27 protein-coding genes are annotated in these 23,818 nt (G+C 50.5%); 23 read left to right on the forward strand and 4 right to left on the reverse strand.

Annotation, left to right across the window (positions count from 1 at the left end):
• Window positions 1-19 precede the first annotated feature (19 nt).
• From KDM89_RS07330 to KDM89_RS07350, 5 genes are all read left to right on the forward strand, one after another.
• The gene (locus KDM89_RS07330; RefSeq protein ID WP_212687437.1) at window positions 20-298 is read left to right on the forward strand and encodes a DnaJ domain-containing protein; all 279 of its coding nucleotides are present in this window, start codon (window positions 20-22) and stop codon (window positions 296-298) included.
• Window positions 295-876 carry a hypothetical protein gene (locus KDM89_RS07335; RefSeq protein WP_212687296.1) on the forward strand — a complete coding sequence of 194 codons (582 nt, stop codon included), beginning with the start codon at window positions 295-297 and terminating at the stop codon, window positions 874-876. The genes KDM89_RS07330 and KDM89_RS07335 overlap by 4 nt, the downstream gene beginning before the upstream one ends.
• A 7-nt stretch (window positions 877-883) precedes the next feature.
• Window positions 884-1,642, forward strand: coding sequence for a hypothetical protein (locus KDM89_RS07340; protein WP_212687297.1), 759 nt, complete (start codon window positions 884-886; stop codon window positions 1,640-1,642).
• Window positions 1,643-1,702: 60 nt separating this feature from the next.
• Window positions 1,703-2,920 (forward strand): hypothetical protein, encoded by a 1,218-nt coding sequence (locus KDM89_RS07345; protein ID WP_212687298.1) that lies wholly within the window; start codon window positions 1,703-1,705, stop codon window positions 2,918-2,920.
• 914 nt (window positions 2,921-3,834) lie between these two features.
• Window positions 3,835-4,593, forward strand: coding sequence for a substrate-binding periplasmic protein (locus tag KDM89_RS07350; protein ID WP_212687299.1), 759 nt, complete (start codon window positions 3,835-3,837; stop codon window positions 4,591-4,593).
• On the opposite strand, the gene KDM89_RS07355 is transcribed toward KDM89_RS07350, so the two are convergent.
• The 3 genes from KDM89_RS07355 to KDM89_RS07365 form a co-directional block, all read right to left on the reverse strand.
• Window positions 4,594-5,754, reverse strand: a complete 1,161-nt coding sequence (locus KDM89_RS07355; protein WP_212687300.1) for an iron-containing alcohol dehydrogenase — start codon at window positions 5,752-5,754, stop codon at window positions 4,594-4,596.
• Between the two features lie 93 nt (window positions 5,755-5,847).
• Entirely contained in the window at window positions 5,848-6,603 is a 756-nt protein-coding gene (locus KDM89_RS07360) for an SAM-dependent methyltransferase (protein WP_212687301.1), read from the reverse strand.
• Between the two features lie 15 nt (window positions 6,604-6,618).
• Entirely contained in the window at window positions 6,619-7,257 is a 639-nt protein-coding gene (locus tag KDM89_RS07365) for a Maf-like protein (protein WP_212687302.1), read from the reverse strand.
• A 122-nt stretch (window positions 7,258-7,379) separates the two neighbouring features.
• Between KDM89_RS07365 and KDM89_RS07370 the strand changes: the two genes are divergently transcribed.
• The 17 genes from KDM89_RS07370 (at window position 7,380) to KDM89_RS07445 (ending at window position 19,885) form a co-directional block, all read left to right on the forward strand.
• The gene (locus KDM89_RS07370) at window positions 7,380-7,892 is read left to right on the forward strand and encodes a YceD family protein (protein ID WP_329604630.1); all 513 of its coding nucleotides are present in this window, start codon (window positions 7,380-7,382) and stop codon (window positions 7,890-7,892) included.
• Between the two features lie 125 nt (window positions 7,893-8,017).
• Complete coding sequence (gene rpmF / locus KDM89_RS07375) at window positions 8,018-8,200, forward strand: 50S ribosomal protein L32 (protein ID WP_189355218.1); 183 nt, start codon at window positions 8,018-8,020, stop codon at window positions 8,198-8,200.
• Between the two features lie 239 nt (window positions 8,201-8,439).
• Window positions 8,440-9,516, forward strand: a complete 1,077-nt coding sequence (gene plsX / locus KDM89_RS07380; RefSeq protein ID WP_212687304.1) for a phosphate acyltransferase PlsX — start codon at window positions 8,440-8,442, stop codon at window positions 9,514-9,516.
• Complete coding sequence (locus KDM89_RS07385; RefSeq protein ID WP_212687305.1) at window positions 9,513-10,499, forward strand: beta-ketoacyl-ACP synthase III; 987 nt, start codon at window positions 9,513-9,515, stop codon at window positions 10,497-10,499. Before plsX ends, KDM89_RS07385 begins: the two co-directional genes overlap by 4 nt.
• Window positions 10,500-10,529: 30 nt before the next feature.
• On the forward strand, window positions 10,530-11,462 hold the full coding sequence (gene fabD / locus KDM89_RS07390; RefSeq protein WP_212687306.1) for an ACP S-malonyltransferase: 933 nt from the start codon (window positions 10,530-10,532) through the stop codon (window positions 11,460-11,462).
• 2 nt (window positions 11,463-11,464) lie between these two features.
• Entirely contained in the window at window positions 11,465-12,208 is a 744-nt protein-coding gene (gene fabG, locus KDM89_RS07395) for a 3-oxoacyl-ACP reductase FabG (RefSeq protein ID WP_212687307.1), read from the forward strand.
• Between the two features lie 146 nt (window positions 12,209-12,354).
• On the forward strand, window positions 12,355-12,594 hold the full coding sequence (gene acpP / locus KDM89_RS07400) for an acyl carrier protein (RefSeq protein WP_212687308.1): 240 nt from the start codon (window positions 12,355-12,357) through the stop codon (window positions 12,592-12,594).
• 32 nt (window positions 12,595-12,626) lie between these two features.
• Window positions 12,627-13,868, forward strand: a complete 1,242-nt coding sequence (fabF, locus tag KDM89_RS07405; protein ID WP_212687309.1) for a beta-ketoacyl-ACP synthase II — start codon at window positions 12,627-12,629, stop codon at window positions 13,866-13,868.
• Window positions 13,869-13,902: 34 nt separating this feature from the next.
• Window positions 13,903-14,130, forward strand: a complete 228-nt coding sequence (locus KDM89_RS07410) for a hypothetical protein (protein WP_212687310.1) — start codon at window positions 13,903-13,905, stop codon at window positions 14,128-14,130.
• The gene (locus KDM89_RS22960; RefSeq protein WP_369123589.1) at window positions 14,042-14,353 is read left to right on the forward strand and encodes a protein YgfX; all 312 of its coding nucleotides are present in this window, start codon (window positions 14,042-14,044) and stop codon (window positions 14,351-14,353) included. The genes KDM89_RS07410 and KDM89_RS22960 overlap by 89 nt, the downstream gene beginning before the upstream one ends.
• A gap of 111 nt (window positions 14,354-14,464) precedes the next feature.
• Complete coding sequence (rpoE, locus tag KDM89_RS07415; RefSeq protein ID WP_212687311.1) at window positions 14,465-15,067, forward strand: RNA polymerase sigma factor RpoE; 603 nt, start codon at window positions 14,465-14,467, stop codon at window positions 15,065-15,067.
• Between the two features lie 30 nt (window positions 15,068-15,097).
• Window positions 15,098-15,709 (forward strand): sigma-E factor negative regulatory protein, encoded by a 612-nt coding sequence (locus tag KDM89_RS07420; RefSeq protein ID WP_212687312.1) that lies wholly within the window; start codon window positions 15,098-15,100, stop codon window positions 15,707-15,709.
• Between the two features lie 11 nt (window positions 15,710-15,720).
• Entirely contained in the window at window positions 15,721-16,698 is a 978-nt protein-coding gene (locus KDM89_RS07425; RefSeq protein ID WP_230427728.1) for a MucB/RseB C-terminal domain-containing protein, read from the forward strand.
• 17 nt (window positions 16,699-16,715) lie between these two features.
• Complete coding sequence (locus tag KDM89_RS07430) at window positions 16,716-18,176, forward strand: DegQ family serine endoprotease (protein ID WP_212687313.1); 1,461 nt, start codon at window positions 16,716-16,718, stop codon at window positions 18,174-18,176.
• 68 nt (window positions 18,177-18,244) lie between these two features.
• Complete coding sequence (locus KDM89_RS07435; RefSeq protein ID WP_212687314.1) at window positions 18,245-18,502, forward strand: glutaredoxin family protein; 258 nt, start codon at window positions 18,245-18,247, stop codon at window positions 18,500-18,502.
• Entirely contained in the window at window positions 18,499-19,098 is a 600-nt protein-coding gene (rnhB, locus tag KDM89_RS07440; protein ID WP_212687315.1) for a ribonuclease HII, read from the forward strand. The genes KDM89_RS07435 and rnhB overlap by 4 nt, the downstream gene beginning before the upstream one ends.
• Before the next feature lies 1 nt (window position 19,099).
• The gene (locus KDM89_RS07445) at window positions 19,100-19,885 is read left to right on the forward strand and encodes a TrmH family RNA methyltransferase (protein ID WP_212687316.1); all 786 of its coding nucleotides are present in this window, start codon (window positions 19,100-19,102) and stop codon (window positions 19,883-19,885) included.
• A gap of 399 nt (window positions 19,886-20,284) precedes the next feature.
• Here KDM89_RS07445 and ppsR read toward each other — a convergent pair whose 3' ends face one another.
• A complete protein-coding gene (gene ppsR, locus KDM89_RS07450) occupies window positions 20,285-21,133 on the reverse strand; it encodes a posphoenolpyruvate synthetase regulatory kinase/phosphorylase PpsR (protein WP_212687317.1) in 849 nt (282 codons plus the stop codon).
• Window positions 21,134-21,343: 210 nt separating this feature from the next.
• Here ppsR and ppsA point away from each other — a divergent pair, with 210 nt between their 5' ends.
• Window positions 21,344-23,752 carry a phosphoenolpyruvate synthase gene (gene ppsA / locus KDM89_RS07455; protein ID WP_212687318.1) on the forward strand — a complete coding sequence of 803 codons (2,409 nt, stop codon included), beginning with the start codon at window positions 21,344-21,346 and terminating at the stop codon, window positions 23,750-23,752.
• Window positions 23,753-23,818 lie beyond the last annotated feature (66 nt).

Consider the following 23,818-nt stretch of genomic DNA (forward strand, 5'->3'; position numbering starts at 1 on the left):
AATCACGCTTAACAGACAGATGAAAGACTATTACATCATTCTTGGTCTCGCACCAACAGCGACGCTGGCGGATATCAAAAAAGCGTTCCGGGTAAAAGCGGCGGAATTTCATCCGGACCGTAACAGCTCGGAACTGGCACCTCAGAAGTTTCATGAGGTGAAAGTAGCCTATGACATTTTGTCAGATGATGAAAAACGGGCTGCTTATGATGATAACCGGCGTCGTAATTTGCTGGATTCGCCGCTGGAAACAGCCGGCGAAATCTGGCAGAACTATATTGCAGGAGTAACACAGTGAAGTTGTCACGCTTTTTTGATGACCTGATGGCGGTGTATCAGGCGGAAATTGAAGATCTGAAATCGGATTCCGAAGGTAAGAATGTGCTTAAAGCACGTCTGCGTGAAAAAGCGCAGCAATTACCTTTACTGTTACCGATGATGGACAGTAATCCTGAAATGCTGGCACCGGCATTCCATCAGGCATTTATTTTTATGAATCCGCTGGCTCTGGAAGGCGTTATCAGTAAAGAAGCACATCAGTTGCCGGCATGGTCTGCGCTGACGAAATCTGTGCGTCTGGAGCCCTGGGCGGAAGCACTGGCGAAGCTGGTGCTGAAAGAAGAGGGTGGAGATCGCTTTCTGGTGATCGCCGCTGCGCTGGAATATTTGCTGCGCGGTCATCGTGGTGCGCAGACTACGACGCCTCAGAGTGAGCAGGATGAGGACGATGAAAATTGCAGCGATGATGATTACGATGGCGATGATGGCAACGTAGGCCGTTACGGTCGTGATGATGGCGATGATGGTGATGACCGTGATCTTGATGAGGCCGGTGCTGACTGGCTGGTGGAACAAGGCTTTGACCGTAAGGAGTAAGCGATAAATGACTTTGCCTGCAATTATTGAAGCACAAAATCTGATTATGGCCGGTGATATTGCCGGTGCGGAACACGCGCTGGTGTCGATTGCGGACACACAGGGCGACCGTGCTCTGGTGCGCGCGCTCGACGATTTGCCATCCAAAGATTTGCTGGCAGTGATTCGTGAATACGATGCTTCGCGTGAATCGGTCATCAACCTGCTGGTGACACCGGAACAGTTTGCGCAAGCGGTGGTGCTGGAGCGTCGTTACGGCGATCAGACCCATGAGCAACTGCGCGGCATGATCAATTCTGTGATTTTCCGTGAAGGCGCTGATGCCGCGGAATTTTTGTATGAAATCGGTGAAGTTGACGGTGGTTACGATGCGCTGGCGGATTATCTGCTGGACCGTGCGCCGATGGTTGAGCATTTCTACAAGTACGCTACCTTTGATCTGCATGAGTATGGCGACAGCCGCACTGAAGCCCGTGAAGACGATCTGATGAATCTGGATCGGGATGCGGAAGGTCTGGCATCGCCGCTGGATATGGCGAATCTGGAAGATCACGACTGGATGCAGGTCACGCATATTCTGCGCAATGAATTGCCGGAAATTTTCCGCGAAGTGCTGATGAAGCTGCGTGCCCGTTATCGCGCGTATCTGGCGAAAATGCAGCAGGAAGAGCTGGAAGAGAGTGGCGGCGTTGCGGAAGATGATGGTCATGAGCCGCTGCGCAAAGAGGAAGATAAAGACGACGATGACGAAGAGTCCGCGCTCTGAGGCATTGCGCTGGCTGACATTTCGTTTTTTTCTTACTTCCCTTTTTGCTGAAGGTATTCCATGACAGGAACCGGATTACATATTGCAGTGGTCGATAACCGGCCATTTTTTGAAACCGCGCTGCGGCACGGTCTGCAGCGTGCCATTCTGACTTCTGCCCGTATGGAAACGCTGGGCACCGAAGCGGCGAAAGGTATTGTGCAGATTGCCGACGCTTTCGGCAGTAAATATTTGCGTCCTGAGCTGGAGCTGGCGCGCAAGCGTATCGTCAATCTGGTCAGTTTGTATTTGCGTGATGCGTCGGAGGGTGATGTTGATGCAGCTGCCCGGTTGATTCGCGACAATACCTTTCTGACCTTGTCCCGTGGTGGTTCGGGTTTGCTGAAAGCCTTATTCGCCATGCCGGAATTTCCTATGTTCGGTGAAGTGGCAAAAGGCAAGGTCGAAGATTTTCTCGACGCCTGGTCGTTGAAAGAAGATTACGACGCTTACCTGAAGGCGCTGGCTTACCGCAGGCAAAATCAGGAAGAGCTGGATGCGGCGGTCTGGTTTGCCGGTTATCTGGGGCTGGGGGCAGCGGATCTGAAAGAAGAGCATGTCGAAGCAGCCAGTGTGGTGCGGACAGCATTGTTGCTGATTGCATTTGGCGACAATGAAACTGAACTGCAGAATCAGGTGGATTTTGCACGGATGGCTGAATCGGTACGGAAGCTGACGGCTGCAAAGCGTTTGCAGGCGCTGGAACAGATCGATTTATCGGAAGTGCCGGAAAAATGGCTGCCCGTGGCTGAACGGGTGCGGGCAGAAATCATTGCGCAGGATGTACCGGTCTTTGCAGATAAAAAGCAGTCGCTCGACCGTCTTGTGTTCACTCTGAAAGACCGTTATTTCCTGCGCGATATCGAGATCGAAGATACTTCTGCCTACGATGCACTGGTATCGAAAGAGTGGACGCGGATCACACAGGGTAAAACCGATGTCGATTCACTCATGACCTTGTTCCTGTGTATTGCCGCCGGTGTCACGCCAAAAACTGAATTGCCGGTAAAAACCGCGAAGGCGCTGGTTAAACAGTTCCGTGAGCAAGGTTTTGCGCATGAAAAAGCTGTGACATGGATTCGTCAGCATGCACCGCATGAAAAGCAGGAAGGTTTGCTGGAAGACTGGCAAATCTTCGTGGAAGAAGCGGAGAATTACATGATGGATGAGTGGGACGATACCTTTACAGGCGCATTACGCTTTTTGGCGATGCACTGCCATATCCAGCAAAACCGCTGATTGCAGTACGTTATTGCTTCACCAGCAGCCCCGTTCGCGGGGCTGTTTGCTTTTCTGAGGTAGTTTGCGGGTGCCAGTATGCACCCCGTATCTGCTCCGCATCTCTATCGCACGCTGGCTTTTTGTGCCGCACTCCCGCCGCTCATTACTTGTTGTGTGCAGATATCGGCATTTTGAATTCCCGCAAGTCCGGACTTTCTGCCGACAACCGCGATATCAGTGAGCAGATTTCCGCATTTCGATCTTTTTTTGTCATTTTTTAGCCAATCTTTTCTGATTCCGGGAATCTCAGGCGCTTACTGACAGTGTTGTTGCACGATGTCCCGGAGGCTCGCATCAGGGAATGTCAGTGAAACCTTGCGGTGACTGTTGTCCCCTGGCCGGCTATACGGATTGTGCGGATATCAGCATTTGATAATGACGGAGAACCACTGTTTTCGCCGACGATAAGCAGATAGCTATGCAGGAATCCGCATTTTGGGCTTTGTAAAGGAATTTTGGGGCTTTTGCGGACATCTTTGACGGACGGTTTAGCGATTCAGTCACGATAGTCGAAAGTGGTCTTATCGAAAGTCTCCGATGTCGATCATCTGATATTTCCAAATTGAAAACGAAAATACGTGAATTGCCGTAAAATATGCGGCTTTGCTTGTGAAAAATCGTGAAATAAGCTGTTGTTTGTCGGTTTGGTATTGGTTAGCCGTGCTTTGTTCAGTAACACTGGTATCCGGAGTCAGGGGCATCGTTGAGCAAAATGGACGCGGTGGTCTGTATGGGGTCAGATAAAAACGAGAAAAGAGTGCTGTAAGGTGGTGAGTTTGATCGAGTTGATTAAAAGATGTTTTTCCGCAGCTTCTGAGCGGACAGGGCGCATTGCCATCGCATGCGTTTTTGCGTCGGCATGTGCGCCTGCAATGGCTTGCGGCCCGTATCAGGTTGCATTTTATGAATTCGGGGCGCTGTATTATCAAACTGAAAATGGTGGCGCCGGCATCGACAAAGATTTGATCGATGAGCTGGTGCGTCGCACCGGTTGCAAGCTGGAGAGCGGCGTGGACTCGCGCGTTCGCATATGGAATCGTATGGAAACAGGAGCGCTAGACATGACGGTGTCCGGGATTGCAACTCCGGAACGTGAAAAATTTGCCGTATTTCTGCCTTACATCACGACCAGGAATTATGTGCTGATGCAACCGGAAATTGCATCACTGGTGACAACGCAGGATGCGTTTATGAAAGATAGCACCTTACTGCTTGGCGTCGTGAAAAGCTTTCGTCATGGTAAATATTATGATGAAGTCGTTGAAACTTTACGCAAACAAGGCAGAGTTGTTGAGGCCGCAGACTATCCGTCACTGGTGCGTATATTTCAGGCGAAGCGGGTCAGCGCGATTCTTGGTTTGCCAACCAGCCTGGCACCCTTGCTGGGCGTGGTAAAAGGCATTTCTGTACAGCAGGTAGCCGATTGGGCGATGACTGATGATGTAACGGGTTCGCTGGTGCTTTCGCGTCAGCGGATGGCTGCAAAAGATATTGAAGCCTTCCGCCTGGCTTTGCAGGCTGCCAGAGAGGACGGAACGCTGGATCAGATTCTGCACCGGCATTTGCAACCGGAATTTGCCCGATTTGTACGTATGGGGCAGCATCCGGTTGCACGTGTGGCAATCCGTTGATCAGATGGCCAGTTCCAGCACCTGACGACTGATGTCAGGCGTGACGTCGCGGCGCTCGCCGAGTTTGGTCATCCGGTGCGCTTCCAGCGAAGCGATCAGCGCCGGAATATGTTCCGCGCCCAGTCCATAGTCCTGCAGACGTGTTTTAACGCCCATCGTTTCAAAGAATGCCTGCATCCGGCTGATGGCAGATTCAATGCGCGATGCTTCGTCACCGTCGCGCAAACCCCAGACCCGATCAGCAAACTGCAGCAGCTTTTCACGTTTCGCTTCTTTGCGCACGCGCAGCATGGCCGGCAGGATGATCGCCAGCGTCTGAGCATGGTCAAGGCCGTGCAGTGCGGTCAGTTCATGACCTATCATGTGGGTCGCCCAGTCTTGCGGCACGCCTGTTGAAATAACACCGTTCAGTGCCATCGTTGCCGCCCACATCAGATTGGCGCGTACTTCGTAGTTTTCGGGCGTTTCCAGTGCTTTCGGACCTTCTTCGATCAGCGTCAGCAATATGCCCTCTGCAAAACGATCCTGCACCGGCGCATTGACCGGGTAGGTCAGATATTGCTCCATCACGTGAACAAACGCGTCCACAACTCCGTTGCCGACCTGACGAACCGGCAGCGTATACGTTTTGACCGGATCAAGTACCGAAAATTGCGGGAAGCAGTGACGGCTGCCGAATGCCAGTTTTGCGTGAATCGAAGTCCGTGTAATGACCGCGCCGGAATTCATTTCTGAACCGGTGGCAGGTAATGTCAGAACGCTGCCGAAAGGCAGGGCGCTATTCACGTTATTGCCGCGTTTTTCCAGAATTTCCCACGGATCATCGCCTTCAAAAACGGCGGCAGCTGCGACGAATTTGGTGCCGTCGATGACGGAACCACCGCCAACGGCGAGCAGAAAATCAATCTGATGCGCCTTCACTTCAGCGACAGCCTTCATCAGTGTTTCATAGGTCGGGTTAGGCTCAATACCTGAAAACTCGGCAACTAAGCGACTTCCCAGTGCGAGCTTAACTTCGTCGTAGACGCCGTTTTTGTGGATGCTGCCGCCACCGTACAGCATCAGTACGCGCGCATTGTGCGGCACAAGTGTGTTCAGATCGGCTATTTTGCCTTCACCGAAGGCGATGTGGGTTGGATTGTAGAAATCGAAATTCAGCATAAAGACTCCGCTGTGCAAGAAAGTGGCTCATCTTAGCGGAAAAAAGAAAAGCCGGTCGGCGACCGGCTTTTTTGGGCGAACCCGGTATTTTGCTTACGCAGCCAGAAACAGAAAGACAGTTGGTTTTTTATGAAAATCCGGCTGGCCGGTGTTCGCAATATGCTTTTTCCATTCAGCTGCCGTGCGTGTTTGCAGTGATTCAGTGTCCAATGTCAGATCTGTCGCGATGCAAACGGACGTGGATGGATTGCAGTGCTGCAGCAGCGCTTCTAAAAAAGCGGCATTGCGGTATGGTGTCTCGATAAATAATTGTGTTTGCTTTTCTTTGCGGGAACGCTCTTCCAGTTCCTTGATGCGTTTTGCCCGCTGCGCAGCATCCGTTGGCAAATAACCGTGAAAAGCAAAGCTTTGTCCGTTCAGGCCGCTTCCCATCACTGCCAGCAGCAGCGAGGACGGCCCGACCAGCGGGCGTACCGTGATGCTGCGCTGATGTGCAAGCCGTACCAGCGCAGCACCCGGATCAGCAACGGCCGGAACACCTGCTTCGGAAATCAGACCAGCATCTTCACCATTCAGCAAGGGTTCCAGCAAAGCGTCCAGCGCATTGGCAGGCGTATTAATGTTTAACTCGCTGATCCGGATTTCCTGCAAAGTGGTTTGCAGCGGATGACGGTTTGCGACCAGTTTCAGATGAGCGCGGGCGGTTTTGGCATTTTCTGCGATCAGATAACGCAAACCGGTGGTGCGCTGTTGTACTTGCTCCGGAATAATATGTTGCAGAATATCTGAGGTATCACTGTGATTGCCGAGTGTATTCGGGAGTAAAAAAAGCGTGCCTTTTTGTGTCATGTCCTGATATCCGGTTTATAGGGATGGGGTTGCAGTTTGGAAAAACGGGATGCCGCATCGACGCAGCATGCCGGTCAGCGCAATCATCGGCAATCCGGTCAGTGCGGTCGGATCATTGCTGGTGACAGATTCCAGCAAAGCGATGCCAAGTCCTTCGTTCTTTGCGGAGCCGGCGCAATCGTATGGCTGTTCAATCCGCAGATAGGCATCCAGTTCGTGTTCTGGCAGGTTGCGCATAATAACGCGGGTTTGCACATTCACTGACTGAACGGGGTGGTTCGCGCCTGTGCGGCTGTCGATGACGCACAGTGCGGTATGAAAAATAACTTCGCGCCCGCGCATCAGCATTAGTTGCTCAAGCGCGCGCTGATGATTGCCGGGTTTGCCGATCTGCAACTGATCGAGAGTTGCAACCTGATCGGATCCGATCACGATACTGCCGGGATGCTGGCTGGCAATGTGCTGCGCTTTTTGCTGTGCCAGTCGTAACGCAGTTTCCTGTGGTAACTCGCCGGCTGCCGGTGTTTCGTCGATATCCGGGCTAATGCAGGAAAACGGTATTTGCAATCGCTGCAATAATTCCCGCCGGTAAACGGATCCTGAAGCAAGAATCAGGGGAGGTGAAGCAGAAAAGGGTGTATCTGATGAAGGCATATTGGTACAATTCGGGCTTTGCCGCACTCTGGTAAAAAAGTCAGCGAAGCCTTTGACTAGGCGGGCTGAATGCTGTTATTATCGCAGGTTTTCTGGGTTCAAATAATCCTATGCAAGATTTTGTGATTGATGCTTTCGCTTTCTGCCGTAACAATGAACAGTCAAGCGGAAGTCTGCAAGTCGCAGAGTTGCTGCGTTTGTCAGAAGACTGTGCCAATTCTGAGGGTGTGCTGGAATGGTCGCTGACAGGTGGCCAGAATCAGTACGGTCACCCCGAACTGAAGCTCACCGTCAACGGTGCAGTAAATCTGGTTTGTCAGCGTTGCCTGACGCCGTTTGCATATGAATTAGACTCGGAATCTGTATTGGTCCTCGCGAAGTCCGAAGAGGATGCGGATGAAATTGAAGCATTGCTTGAAGACGACGAGGTCGATGTTGTAGTGGGCAGCAAATCATTGAATGTCAGGGATCTGATTGAAGATGAAGCGTTGCTGGCAATACCCCAATCGCCCAGACATGCAGTATGCCCGGATACTTCCGGTAATTCAGTTCCGAAAGCGGAGACTGCTCTTGCTGACGGCAGCAAAAAAGAATCGCCGTTTGCTGTGCTGAAGAATTGGAACGGGCGTACCTAGTGGCATTATTCTGAAAAAGCACTTAGGTTGAAGTATTGTTTAAGTATTCTTGGTTGGCGATGTGTCTACTCTTCAACCAGGTGTGTAAATTTTTAGAAACCTTTCTTGAAGTATTAGGAGTTATCATGGCAGTTCAGCAAAATAAAAAATCCCCATCCAAACGTGGTATGCACCGTTCTCACGATTTTCTGACTGCACCACAGTTGGCAATCGAACCAACAACTGGTGAAACTCACCTGCGTCACCACATCAGCCCTAACGGCTTCTACCGTGGTCGTAAAGTATTGAAAACCAAAAACGACGAATAATTGTTTTCGGATCTGAAGAAGCGGCGGTTCAAGTCTCGCACTTGACGCCGCTTTTTTATTTGGTCTGTCTGGCGCGAATTCGGGGATGGATTCGCATTTTTTAACCCAGTCTGGTGCATCATGGCGGGCGGTTTTTGAAAAAAACTATGTTTTTGTTATCTTTGAGGTAATCAAAATAACTGAAATAGTCCTCTAATTTGATACACTAGCTGTTTCGCATTGAAGTTCTGTAACACTACATGACAATAAAAATTTCCATTGACTGCATGGGGGGAGACCATGGGCCAGCGGTAACAGTTGCAGCAGCAGTCGCTTTTGCAAACCGTGAACCTGATGTTGAATTCCTGCTGGTTGGACTGGAATCGGATATTCAGATGGAGCTGAAAAAGCTAAATGCTCAGCAACATCCGCGTCTGAAAATCGTTCATGCCTCCGAAGTGGTGGCAATGGACGATCCGGTGGAAGTGGCATTACGTCGCAAAAAAGATTCATCAATGCGTGTGGCGGTTACTCAGGTGAAAGACGGTCTGGCGCACGCATGTGTGTCGGCTGGTAACACCGGAGCACTGATGGCAGTTTCGCGTTACGTACTCAAAACAATGCAAGGTGTGGATCGTCCTGCGATCTGCAGCATGCTGCCAAATCAGACTAACCGTCCGACTTATATGCTCGATCTCGGCGCAAACGTCGACTGCGAACCACAACATCTGCACCAGTTTGCCATTATGGGCTCTGCACTGGTATCTGCTCTCGAAGGTAAAGAGCGTCCGACTATCGGCTTGCTGAATGTTGGTGAAGAAGATATCAAAGGTAACGATGTCGTCAAAAAGACGGCTCAGTTACTGCGTGCGGATCATGAGCGCGGATTGCTGAACTTTTACGGCAATGTAGAAGGTAATGACATTTTCAAAGGCACGACAGATATTGTTGTCTGCGATGGCTTTGTCGGAAATGTTACGCTGAAAGCCGTTGAAGGTTTAGGGCGATTTGTTAAAACCACGCTGACCAGCTCTTTCAAGAGCAGCATTCTGAATATGCTTGGCGCTGTAATTGCCCGTGGAGCGCTCAAGTCTATTTCCCGTACGATGAATCCGTCTAACTATAACGGCGGAAGCCTGCTTGGTTTGCGTGGACTGGTTTTTAAAAGCCATGGCAGCGCAGACAAATATAGCTACGAGTGGGCGATTCAGCGTGCGTTTGATGCGGCGAAAAATGATGTTCTGAGCCGGATTTCGAGTTCAATGGCAAAGCTGATGCCTGTGCAGGATCAGCCTTTAGCCGCAGATCAAGAACCACTTAACCAGAAAACCGCATGACATTTTTCAGCAAAATTGTTGGAACGGGAAGCTATTTGCCGCCCCGCAAAGTGACGAATCAGGAACTTGCCGAAGAGCTCGCTGCAAAGGGGATAGAAACATCCCATGACTGGATTGTCAGTCGCAGCGGTATTGAGGCGCGTCATTATGCAGAGAAGGGCGCGCTGGCCAGTGATATGGCTGTCGTTGCTGCGCAAAAAGCGCTGGAAGCTGCAAAAATGCAAGCCAGCGACATCGATCTGATTATTATGGCGACATCCACGCCTGATTTTCTCGGTGGTTTTCCATCGACTGCATGTGTGGTTCAGCGTAAGCTGGGTATTCAGAATGGTGCAGCAGCGATGGATGTGCAGGCGGTATGCACAGGTTTTGTTTATGCGCTGACACTGGCGGATAGTCTGATCAAAACCGGTGCTCATAAAAATGCGCTGATTATCGGTGCAGAAGTTTTTTCCCGTATCCTCAATTTTGAAGACCGCACGACTTGTGTTCTGTTTGGTGATGGTGCCGGCGCAGTTGTGCTTTCCCGCTCCGAAACACCCGGCGTGCTGGCGACAAAATTGCATGCCGATGGTAGTTATACCGATATTTTATGTGTTCCTGGCCAGGTTGGTCAGGGCGCAGTTGAGGGTAGCGCTTATCTCCATATGGATGGGCAGGCAGTGTTTAAGCTGGCCGTAACCGCACTCGATAAAGTCGCAAATGAAGTATTGGATATGGCTGGCTTGAAAGCAACTGATATCGACTGGCTGGTTCCGCATCAGGCCAACATCCGGATCATGCACGGAACTGCAAAGAAAATGCAGCTTCCACTCGAGAAGCTGATTGTGACTGTAGATCAGCACGGCAATACGTCGGCGGCTTCTATCCCACTGGCGCTGGATCTGGCGGTGCGGGATGGGCGCATTCAGGCTGGACATAAAGTGTTGCTGGAAGGCGTGGGTGGCGGATTTACCTGGGGTGCCGCCATCGTTCAGATCTGACGATATTTTTACACGAGGAAGAAAATTACTATGACGCAATTTGCATTCGTCTTTCCCGGTCAGGGATCGCAGGCAATTGGTATGCTTAACGGGTTTGGTGAAAACCCGGTTGTTGCAGAAACCATAGCTGAAGCCTCTGATGCAATTGGTATGGATCTTGCAAAACTGATTGCTGAAGGCCCGAAAGAAGAACTGGATCTGACGACGAATACGCAGCCTGTCATGCTGACGGCGGCTGTTGCCACGTATCGTGCATGGATTGCTGCTGGTGGAAAATTGCCGCGCCTGGTTGCCGGACATAGTCTCGGCGAATACTCTGCATTGGTTGCCGCAGGTGTTATTGCATTTAAAGATGCAGTTCCTCTGGTGCGCTTCCGTGCAAAAGTGATGCAGGAAGCAGTTCCGGTCGGACAGGGCGGTATGGCAGCAATCCTCGGTTTGTCCGATGAAGATGTGCGTGCCGCATGTAATGAGGCTGCGCAGGGTGATGTAGTTGAAGCGGTTAATTTCAATGCGCCAGCCCAGGTAGTCATTGCGGGCACTAAGGCTGCAGTGGAGCGTGCTTGCGAGATTGCAAAGGCAAAAGGTGCCAAACGTGCGCTGCCATTGCCGGTTTCAGCACCGTTTCATTCATCTTTGTTAAAGCCTGCATCTGACCGTTTGCGTGAATATCTTGCAGACGTTAGCTTTTCTGCTCCGTCAATTCCGCTAATTAATAACGTCGATGTTGCAATTATTACCGACCCTCAGTCTATTAAGGATGCATTGGTTCGACAGGCTGCGAGTCCAGTGCGCTGGGTTGAGAGTGTTCAGGCTATGCAGCAGAGTGGTATTACGCACATTATCGAGTGCGGACCCGGTAAAGTACTTGCAGGGCTGACGAAGCGAATTCATGCCGATTTGATCGGCGATGCGATTTACGATCAGGTAACACTCGAAAAAGTACTGGAAACACTGAAATGAACATGTCTTTAGAAAATGAAGTTGCACTGGTCACCGGCGCATCGCGTGGTATTGGTAAGGCAATTGCGCTTGCGCTGGCAAAATCCGGCGCTAAAGTTGTGGGAACTGCCACTTCAGAGTCCGGAGCTGCAGCAATTACGGCTTATTTTGCTGAGGCTGGCGTGAACGGGAAGGGCGTTGTATTCAATGTAAATGACATTGAGCGGACGTCGGTACTGGTAGATGAAATCCAGAAAGAATACGGCGCATTATCGGTTTTGATAAATAACGCCGGAATTACTCAGGATCAATTGGCGATGCGCATGAAAGAAGAAGAGTGGGATAACGTGATTTCCACAAATCTTTCGGCGGTAGCACGTTTATCGCGCGCTGTACTGCGTGGCATGATGAAAGCAAAGCATGGCCGTATCATTAATATTACTTCTGTTGTGGGTTCTTCCGGTAATCCCGGACAAATGAACTATGCTGCTGCAAAAGCAGGTGTTGCCGGCATGAGTCGTGCACTCGCACGGGAAATTGGCAGTCGCAATATTACTGTCAATTGCATCGCTCCCGGTTTTATTGATACCGACATGACGCAGGCGCTGACGGATGATCAGAAAGCTGCAATTTTGTCGCAAATCCCGATGGCTAAACTTGGTCGCCCTGAGGATATTGCTGCTGCGACAGTATTCCTTGCTTCGCGTGATGCAGGTTACATTACGGGTACAACGCTGCACGTAAATGGTGGTATGTATCTGGCTTAATTGCTGGATTTTAATGGTGATTTTGCTGAAAATAACAGCAAATGTCGCTAATTAACCCGGGGCTTGCTTTTTTGGCGTATAAACCTGATAAAATGCGCGCACCTTAAACGGGCCCCTTATTTTTGATTTTTTCACTGGAGATACACATGTCCGATATCGAACAACGCGTTAAGAAAATCGTCGCAGAACAACTGGGCGTCGCAGAAGCTGACATCAAAATTGAATCCTCTTTTGTTGACGATCTGGGTGCAGACTCTCTGGACACCGTTGAGCTGGTAATGGCGCTGGAAGATGAATTCGAAATGGAAATTCCTGACGAAGAAGCTGAAAAAATCACTACCGTACAACAAGCTATCGACTACGCGACAAAGCACGTTAGCGCGTAATCAGCACGATTATCAACATTCAGGAGAAGCGCTTGAGTCGTACGCATAAACGTCGTGTTGTCGTCACCGGCCTGGGTTGTATTTCCCCGATTGGTAACTCGGTTACCAGCGCATGGGATGCCGCGAAAGCGGGTCAGTCCGGTATCGCTACGATCACTAAATTTGATGCCACTCCTTTCTCTACGCATTTTGCCGGAGAAGTGAAGGGCTTCAACGTTGAAGAGTACATTCCTGCGAAAGAAGCACGTTCGATGGATACCTTTATTCATTTTGGTATCGCAGCGGGCGTGCAGGCGTTTCAGGATTCAGGTCTGGTCGTCACCGAAGAAAATGCCGAGCGTATCGGCGTTATCGTTGGTTCCGGTATCGGGGGCTTGCCGATGATTGAGGAGACAAAAGAAGTGCTGACTGAGCGCGGTCCGCGCCGTATCAGCCCGTTCTTTGTGCCTGCTTCGATCATCAATATGATTTCCGGCCATTTGTCGATCAGATATGGTCTCAAGGGGCCAAACCTGTCGCTGGTGACAGCATGTACAACGGGTTTGCACTGCATTGGTTCTGCAGCACGTATGATTGAATACGGTGATGCTGATGTGGTGGTTGCCGGTGGTGCTGAGTCGACCATTTCACCTCTGGGTGTTGGTGGCTTTGCGGCTGCTCGTGCTTTGTCATCCCGTAACGATGACCCAGCAACCGCTTCGCGTCCATGGGATAAAGACCGTGATGGTTTTGTTCTTGGCGAAGGTGCTGGTGTAATGGTGTTGGAAGAATACGAGCATGCAAAGGCACGTGGCGCCAAAATCTACGCAGAAGTGCTTGGATTCGGCATGAGCGGCGACGCCTACCATATCACTTCACCAAGTATGGATGGTCCTCGTCGCAGTATGATCAACGCATTGAAGGATGCGGATCTGAAAGCTTCTGATATTCAGTATCTGAATGCGCACGGCACATCTACGCCGCTGGGTGATAAGAACGAAACGGATGCGATCAAGGCAGCGTTTGGTGATCATGCAGCAAAGCTTGCAATTAGCTCGACGAAGTCGATGACTGGTCACTTGCTGGGTGGTGCCGGCGGTCTGGAATCTGTGTTTACAGTCCTCGCTGTACATCATCAGATTGCACCGCCAACGATCAATTTGCACAACCCTGATCCTGAGTGCGATTTGGACTACGTTCCGAATGTTGCTCGCGAGATGAAAATTGACTATGCAATGAAAAACTCTTTCGGTTTTGGCGGCACTAACGGTACGCTGATTTTCGGAAAAGTCTGATTTCTTTCAATTGAAATCTGAGCGCCTTGTTCATATGAATAAGGCGCTTTTTTTATGGGAAAATTATTTTGATCCCGTTAAAAAATTCGAGTCTGTTGTCGCTGATAGGTGGCTTTCAGATGATTTTATGTCTAGCAGGCATTTCTCTGATGGTTTCTTATTGGTCCAGGGGACTGGTTCTTCCGGTTGTGATAGTAGTGCTGATTTTTTGGTTGCACTACTGGCATACCAGAGTGGAATGCCGGAAGACAATTCTGCTTAAACCCGATGGAAGCTTGGGTCTTTTATTGTATGCCGGGAACGGATTGGCCGAGTTTAATTGCCTTGCATCCGACCTTAACTTGCCTTGGTTGATCTCGCTCAGGGCTGTCGATGAGCAGTCTCGGGATTATCAGTGCCTGATAACTATGGATATGATGACAAGTGAAGAATGGCGGAGACTCCGGGTCTTTGTGGCGGGTATGAAGACGGAAAAAACGCATTGAAACGAAATTTTACGATTTACGCGGGAACTTACCGGGAAGACTGTTGTTCTATATAACGTAAGCGATGAGATGCTTACCGGATTAGAGCCGGAAAATAATAAGGATAATTGAGTGACAACAGAACGCGAAATAGACCAGATACTGGTTGAACGCGTCCAGCGTGGTGATAAAAAGGCTTTCGAGCTTCTGGTTTCCAAATACCAGCGGAAACTGATGCGGCTCGTGTCGCGGCTCGTCTACGATCAGGCTGAGGCTGAAGATGTTGTGCAGGAGGCATTTATTAAGGCGTACCGCGCGTTGCCAAACTTTCGCGGGGAATCTGCGTTTTATACATGGCTTTACAGGATAGGTATTAATACAGCAAAGAACCACCTTGTGACTCAGGGACGAAAAGCGCCAACTTCGACCGACGCTGATGTTGATGAGGCCGAGGGATTTGCTGATGCAGATGGTTTGAAAGATATTAATACACCGGAATCTCTGTTGCTTAGTAAGCAAATTGCTCAGACGGTTAATGCAGCAATGCATGCATTGCCCGAAGAGCTGAGAAATGCAATTACGTTGCGCGAAATTGAAGGTTTAAGTTACGACGAAATCGCAGAAGTCATGCTTTGTCCGATTGGAACAGTTCGTAGCCGGATATTCAGAGCCCGTGAAGCGATTGCAGAAAAGTTGCGGCCCTTGCTTGGAACCAATATTGATCAGCGCTGGTAAGCGTTGTACGGAAAGAAGTGCAGGAAAATTATGAACCATATTGATCGCGAAAAAGAAGCTGTGTCAGCCCTGATGGATGGCGAAGCAGATCATGCAGAGTTAGATGCCTTGATTCGTCAGTTAGGACAGTCCGATCGTAAAGACGACTGGAACCTTTACCACCAGATTGGTGATGCACTGCGCTCAGATGATCTGAATGTGCCGATGAGTTCGTCCTTTAACGAGAAATTTGCTGAGCGGTTTGCATCAGAGCCTGTCATTCTTTCGGCTCCGTTACGCAACGCACAGGAAACGGGTGCGGTGCACAAGAACTATGCACCTTATAAATGGGGCTTTGCCGGTGCAATTGCTGCCGGTCTGATGGCCTTTGTTTTGCTGCCTCAGACAGGCGGAACGGGCAGAATGCCGGCACAGGGTGACAGCGAGATGGTTGCAGCGAAAAGAGGCTTTCAGTTGGCGTCCGCGAAACCGGAAGTACGGTCTGCACAAGCTTCTGCAAGTGAAGAGGTGGCGGTAGTCAAGTCGAATCAGCTTGAAATGCTGCGTGATCCGCGCATTGACAGTTATCTGGTCGCACATCAGCGGTTTTCTCCGACAATCAGTAAAGCAGCCGTGGTTACTCAGCCTGCTCAGGAAAAGTGAAGACGTAAACGATGCTGTATAAAAAAATTTACCTCGGAATGTTGTTGCTGGCCGGAAGTGCTTTTGCATTTGCGGCGGGCACCGGGGAAAAAAATGATCCTCAGAAAGTTCTGAAAAGTATCCAGCTTGCTGCACAAAAGCTTAACTATTCGGGCACGTTTGTTTATCAGCAAGCGAGCCAGATTCGCACGTCCCGCATCACACACGTGAACGACGGCGGTAACGAAATCGAGAAGCTGGAAATTCTGGACGGAAAGCCGCGTGAATATATCCGCCGTAACGATGAAGTTTCTTGCTATCTGCCGGAGCAAAAGCTGGTTCAGGTAGAAAAAGACGTCAACCCGGAATCTTTTCCGGCGCTGCTGACACAAAACGCGCAGGCACTTGCAGAGATTTATCATATCCGTAAAGGCGAGTCCGCCCGTGTTGCGGGTCTTGATTGCCAGACTTACCTGTTGGATCCAAAGGATGGATTCAGATACGGCTACAAATTATGCGCTGACAAAAACAGCAATTTGCTTTTGCGTGCACAGACCGTAAATACCCGTAATGAAGTAATTGAACAGATTGCATTTACCCAGTTGCAAGTCGGTGATATTGACCGTGCAAAGCTGAAGCCAGGATTTAACGGCGTCGCGAACTGGCGTATTGAAAATCTGACGGTGCAATCCAATATAAGTTCGGGATGGATCGTCAAGCAGTTACCAGCCGGCTATAAAAAGACAAAAGAAATTAAACGTCTGATTTCCGGTGGTGTTGGCGGTAAGACCCATCCGGTCATACAAATGACTTTCTCTGACGGTTTAGGTGCTTTTTCTGTGTTCGTTGAGCCGGATTCCGAGGGACGTACAGAGGGCAGTATTCAGCAGGGAGCAATGAATATCACTGCACGCAGGGTCGGCGATGCATGGATAACAGTAGTCGGTGAGGTGCCTGCCTCAGTAGTGCGCCAGGTTGTCAGCTCACTGGAATTCCGGCCAGTTAAATAATCATCGAGAACGAGTCTATGAAAGAGAATAAACTTTTTCCTTTGAAAAAAACGATCGTCGCATTTGCAGTGCTGAGCGGACTGGCGGGCGCCTTCCCGCTGGCCAGTCATCTGATGCCACAAACTCATGCAGCCAGCTCTGCCGTTGCAGGGCTGCCGGACTTTACTGAGCTCGTGGATAAAGTTGGGCCTGCAGTGGTAAATATCCGCACAACCGAAAAAATACAGGCCGGTAACGGCTTTGCAGAAGAAGATCCTGCGCTGGAGTTCTTCCGTCGTTTCTGGGGTATGCCGGTACCGAAGGCGGCGCCGAAAAAGCGCTCAACGCCGCAGCATGAAGAAGAAATCCCGCGCGGCGTGGGTTCTGGTTTTATCGTTTCTGCTGACGGCTACGTGCTGACTAATGCGCATGTGATTGAAGGCGCGTCGGAAGTGTATGTGAAGCTGACCGATAAGCGCGAATTCAAGGCTAAGGTAGTTGGCCGTGATGCGAAGACCGATGTTGCGGTGCTGAAAATTGAGGCAAAAAATCTGCCGAAAGTGAATGTCGGTGATTCGTCTAAAGTGCGTGCCGGCGAATGGGTGATTGCAATCGGTTCACCATTTGATCTGGAAAATACTGTGACCGCAGGGATTGTGTCAGCCAAAGCCCGTGACACCGGTGATTTTGTGCCTTTAATCCAGACTGACGTTGCAGTGAATCCGGGTAATTCGGGTGGGCCGCTGATCAATATGCGCGGTGAAGTCATTGGTATTAACTCGCAGATTTACAGCCGCTCCGGTGGTTATATGGGTATTTCGTTTGCGATCCCGATCGATGAAGCGATTCGCGTTTCTGAACAAATCAAAGCTGGCGGTAAGGTGTCGCGTGGCCGTCTGGGTGTACGGATCGCTGAGTTGTCGAAAGACATCGCTGAGCAAATTGGCTTGCCAAAAGTGCAGGGCGTGGTGATTGCGCAAGTTGAACCGGGTTCTCCGGCAGAAAAAGCAGGCTTGCGTGACGGTGATGTAGTCCTGAAATTCAACGGACAAGTCATCGAAAAACCGGTGGATCTGACCCGTGCAGTCGGCGCGCTGAAACCCGATACGAAAGCGAATATTTCCGTCTGGCGCAATGGCGCACAGCGTGAAGTGGCGCTGGTGATTGGTGAGGCAGAAACTGATAAAACTGCGCAAAAAGCTGATAAAAAGTCCAAGAAAGAAATCGCCAATTCGCTGGGTTTAACAGTAACGGACCTCAGCGATGCGCAAAAACGCGATTTGCAATCCGGCGGTGTCGTGGTGGAAGCGGTTGATGGCGCTGCAGCGGCGGCTGGCATTATGCCGGGCGACTATATCCTGTCGCTGAATCAGCTCGAAGTGAAAGATGCTAAACAGTTTGCTGCCATTGTGGCGAAGCTGGATCCGAAGAAGGCAGCAGTCGTGCTGGTACGTCGCGATCGTGTTTCTCAGTTCGTATTGCTTAAACCGCAGCAATAAGCATAAAATCACTCTGTTGGGAGCCAGCCCGTGCGGGCTGGCTCTTTTTTTATCCGGAAAAAACGCTCATGCTGAAATTTATCCTGTATTCCCGTAGTTACTGTCATTTATGCGAAGACATGGAAGTGGCGTTGCGCGCTTTGCTTGGTGATTTGCCGTATCAACTGGAAATCGCTGATGTGGACGCCGATCCGGCGCTGACTGAGCAATACGATGAACTGGTACCGGTGCTGACTGCTTATTCTGTAAAAGGCGACTGGCAGCAATTGTGTCACTATCATCTGGATACCCACGCGGTCAGCGCGTTTGTGCAGGAGTTCAAATGAGTACTACGCTGGATTTATTTGCGATAGAAGAAGATATTCTGCGCTGTGGTGTGGACGAGGCAGGGCGTGGTCCGTTGGCCGGTTCCGTAGTTGCCGCAGCGGTGATTCTGAATCCCGATAAACCAATCACCGGTTTGCGTGATTCCAAAAAGTTAAGTGAAGCCCAGCGTGATGCGCTGGCAGAAGAAATCAAGGCAAAAGCGCTGGCGTGGCATATCGCTGAAGCCAGTGTTGAAGAAATCGATGAACTGAATATTCTGCAGGCAACGATGCTGGCCATGCGCAGGGCGGTGGAGGGATTGGCAATTGTTCCCGAACTGGCGCTGATTGATGGCAATCGCTGTCCTGTGATGAAAATTCGTTCCGAGGCGATTGTGAAAGGCGACGATAAAGTTGCGGAAATTTCAGCCGCGTCGATTCTGGCCAAAACTGCGCGGGACGCGCAACTGATGGTGTTGCATCAGCAATATCCGGATTACGCTTTCGATCAGCACAAAGGTTACCCGACCGCACTGCATCTGGCGCGTCTGGCACAGCACGGCGTGACGCCGGTGCACCGGAAATCTTTCGGGCCGGTTAAAAAATTATTAGGTTGATATGAAACACATTACTTCTCGCGACAATCCACGCTACAAAGAGATGCGGCAACTGGCGTCGAGCGCACAAGCCCGCAAAAAAGCCGGAAAAACGATACTCGACGGCGTTCACCTGTGCGATGCCTACTTTGACCACATCAGCGCAAAAGCCATCATGATCGTCTCGGAAAGCGGCATGCGCATGTCCGAAGTGGTACCGCTGGTGGCACGTGCAGAAGACCGCGGTTCAGAAGTAATCTGTCTGCCGGATGCCTTATATGCGGCGCTGAGTCAGGTGGAAAACGGCGTGCCGGTGGCTTTGCTGATCGATACACCGGTTTGCGCTGTGCCTGACGGCCTGCACGACACCGTTGTGCTGCTGGACGGCGTACAGGATCCGGGTAATCTGGGTTCTATTTTGCGCAGCGCCGCAGCGGCAGAAATTCAGCATGTGATTTGTGGGCAAGGCACGGTGGCAGCATGGTCGCCAAAGGTATTACGTGCCGGCATGGGCGCGCATTTTGCACTGAATATTTACGAAGGACTGGAACTGTCTGCCATTACAGACAAGCTGCAGATGCCACTGTGTGCGACCAGTTCGCATACTGAAACCACGATTTATGCAGCTAATCTGGCGCGTCCGGTTGCCTGGCTGTTTGGTCACGAAGGCAGCGGTGTGTCTGCGGAGCTGATGCAGCGTGCCGATCTGACTGTGACGATTCCGCAATCCCCGAAAATTGAATCTATGAATGTGGCGGCGAGTGCTGCCGTATGTTTCTTTGAACAAAGGCGGCAATTGCTGGCCTGATCGCTCTGCAAAGCTGCTCGCTGTACTGTTATCGCAGTTCGGTGGAGCTGTTAGCGTCCGCGAACGCATAGAGTCAGCGGCGATTTGTTCCGAGTGCTGAATGACAGATTGTGCAAATATCGTCATTTGGCATTTTGTGAGAGCAGGACTTTCTGCCGACGACCGCCAGATTGCTGTGCCAGAATCCGCATTTGAGGCATTTTCAGGCCTTTGAAGCGCTGTTTCGGGCGGTTAAGCTGACTTATCCGGCAAGATCGTTTCATTCGCCGGAATTTTTATCTCAGGTAAGGCTGGCTGATGTTTTCCGGCAAAACAAAAAAGCACCGGTTCCTTTCTGGATACCGGTGCTTTTTTGTCTCTCAGATTTTGCTACAGGCAACACTTGCCTTTAGCAGCGCATCAGTAGATGCGGACGTCAGCTTTAATTTCCTGCAGGATAGTCGTTGAAATCTCTTCTATCGACTTTGCCGTCGATGACAGCCAGCGTATGCCTTCTTTACGCATCAGTGCTTCCGCTTCGTTGACTTCGTAACGGCAGTTTTCCAGTGACGCATATTTGCTGCCAGGGCGGCGTTCGTTACGGATTTCCGATAAGCGCTCCGGCAAAATACTCAGACCGAATAACTTGTGTTTATAAGCCGGAAGGCAGGATGGCAACTTGCCGCGTTCGAAATCTTCCGGAATCAGCGGGTAATTGGCGGCTTTAATGCCGTATTGCATCGCCAGATACAGGCTTGTTGGTGTTTTACCACTACGCGAAACGCCGACCAGAATCACATCGGCAGTCGACAGATTTTTGTCGGACTGACCATCATCATGCGCCAGCGAAAAATTGATTGCTTCGATACGGTTTTTATATTCTTCCGTGTCTGCAACATTGTGACTGCGACCGATGGTATGGGTGGATTTCACGCCCAGTTCCTGTTCCAGCGGGGAAACAAAAGTCTGGATCAAATCCATATGCATGCCTTTGGAGGCAAAAATCACTTTTGCCAGATCGGTTTTGACCAGTGTGGAAAAGACGATAGGGCGGGCGCCTTCTTTTTCAAAGGCTTCATTGATCTTGCGCACCGCTTCGTGTGCCTTATCCAGCGTATCGATGAAAGGCAGGCGCACTTGTTTGAATTTCATATCAAACTGGGTCAGTACTGAGTGGCCAAAAGTTTCCGCTGTGATACCGGTACCGTCAGAAACGAAAAACACGGTACGGTTGGCGATGGGCATTGTGCTGTTAGCGGATGAGTTCATACAGAATCAGGTCAAAAATAATGAAAGTGTTCGGTGAAAACAATTACTCGAATATATTTTCTAGGCTAGATCAATTTTGCAGTACAGCATGTAAAATGGAGCAACAGTAGTGCATTTTATCGTTCCCCGTGCAAAGAAGAATAAAAATATTCCGGGTGCATGATGTAAATCGCGCTGCGACAGATTTCTTATCATCAAAATGGGGTTGTTATGTCTGACGCAGTAAAAGAAGCCGTGTACGTTGCTTCGTTTGAAGAGTTAAGGATGACCGATGTGGAGTCGGTTGGCGGTAAAAATGCTTCGCTGGGTGAAATGATCAGCCAGCTGGCAACTGCCGGCGTCCGCGTCCCGGGTGGCTTTGCCACCACAGCGCAAGCTTTCCGTGACTTCTTGGAATACAGCAAAGACGGCGAAAGCTCTCTGGCAACAAAAATCGAACAACGTCTGGCATCGCTGGATATCGATGATGTCAAAGAACTGGCGAAAGCCGGTGCGGAAATCCGCGAATGGATCGTGGAAACGCCATTCCAGCCACGTTTGCTGGCGGAGATCGAAGCGTTTTATCACCGTCTGGTAGCTGACTCTGAAAGCGAAGTGTCGTTTGCGGTACGTTCTTCTGCGACTGCGGAAGACTTGCCGGACGCCTCCTTTGCAGGTCAGCAGGAAACTTTCCTGAACGTGGTCGGTATTGAAAACGTGCTGGAAGCTATCAAACACGTATTCGCTTCGCTGTATAACGATCGCGCGATTTCTTACCGTGTTCACAAAGGCTTTACGCACTCGGAAGTTGCGCTGTCCGCTGGTATTCAGCGCATGGTGCGTTCTGATACCGGCGCTGCCGGCGTGATGTTCACCATCGATACAGAATCCGGTTTCAAAGACGTGGTCTTCATCACTTCCAGTTATGGTCTGGGTGAAACCGTGGTGCAGGGGGCGGTTAATCCTGACGAATTCTATGTACACAAACCAATGCTGGAACTGGGCAAGCTGCCGGTGATCCGCAAAAATATCGGTTCCAAACTGATCAAAATGGAATTCACCGGCGAAGCCAAAGCTGGCCGTTCGGTGAAAACTGTGGATGTACCAATCGAACTGCGTAACCGCTATTCGCTGGAAGACCGTGAAATCGTTGAACTGGCGAAATATGCCGTGATCATCGAGAAGCACTACGGTCGTCCTATGGATATCGAGTGGGGTAAAGATGGCCGCGACGGCAAACTGTACATTCTGCAGGCTCGTCCTGAAACTGTGAAGTCGCAGGAAAAAGCGCATGATGCGCAGCAAAAATTCCGTCTGAAAGGCAGCGGTACAGTGCTGACTTCCGGTCGTGCGATTGGCCAGAAAATCGGCGCAGGCCCTGTCCGCGTGATTAATGACCCATCCGAAATGGAACGCGTACAACCGGGCGACGTACTGGTTGCCGATATGACAGACCCGAACTGGGAACCCGTCATGAAACGCGCTTCCGCGATTGTAACTAACCGTGGTGGCCGTACCTGCCATGCGGCGATTATTGCGCGTGAACTGGGTGTTCCGGCTGTGGTGGGTTGCGGTGATGCAACTGAAGCACTTAAAGACGGCACACTGGTGACTGTGTCCTGTGCAGAGGGCGACGAAGGTAAGATTTACGACGGTTTGCTGGAAACAGAAATCACCGAAGAAGTTCGCGGTGAACTGCCTGAACTGCCGGTCAAAATCATGCTGAACGTTGGCAATCCGCAACTGGCTTTTGACTTCCAGTCGGTACCGAATCAAGGTGTTGGTCTGGCACGTCTGGAATTCATCATCAATAACAATATTGGTGTTCATCCGAAAGCGATTCTGGAATACCCGAACATCGACCCTGCGCTGAAAAAAGCGGTTGAGTCGGTAGCGCGTGGTCATGCTTCGCCGAAAGCATTCTACGTCGACAAACTGGCAGAAGGCGTTGCAACGATTGCTGCTGCGTTCTGGCCGAAAAAAGTCATCGTGCGTTTGTCTGACTTCAAATCCAATGAGTACAAAAAACTCATCGGCGGTTCCCGTTATGAACCGGATGAAGAGAATCCGATGCTGGGCTTCCGTGGCGCAGCGCGTTACATCGCGCAAGACTTCGGCGCTGCATTTGAAATGGAATGCCAGGCAATGCGCCGCGTCCGTGACGAAATGGGCCTGACCAATGTTGAGCTGATGGTGCCGTTTGTACGTACACTGCCACAAGCAGCACGCGTCATCGATCTGCTGGCAAAAAATGGCCTGAAACGCGGCGAAAATGGTCTGCGCGTCATTATGATGTGCGAAGTACCATCGAATGCGATTCTGGCTGAACAGTTCCTCGAATACTTCGATGGTTTCTCTATCGGTTCTAACGATCTGACGCAACTGACGCTGGGTCTGGATCGTGATTCCGGTATGGAATTGCTGGCAGCTGACTTTGATGAGCGTGACCCTGCAGTACGCGCACTGTTATCGAAAGCGATTGCGGCCTGCCGTGCAGCGGGTAAATATGTCGGTATTTGCGGTCAGGGTCCTTCGGATCACCCAGATTTCGCAGAGTGGCTGATGCAGGAAGGCATAGAATCGATTTCTCTGAATCCGGATTCCGTTGTGGAAACATGGAAAAAACTGGCAGCGAAGTGATTTGTTGTAAAGTTGAACAGAAAAGAGGCTCGTAAGGGCCTCTTTTTTTATGCGCGTAAGCAATGC

The sequence above is a fragment of the Cognatundibacterium luofuense genome, assembly GCF_018139685.1.
Taxonomy (GTDB): Bacteria; Pseudomonadota; Gammaproteobacteria; order Burkholderiales; family Burkholderiaceae_D; genus Undibacterium; species Undibacterium luofuense.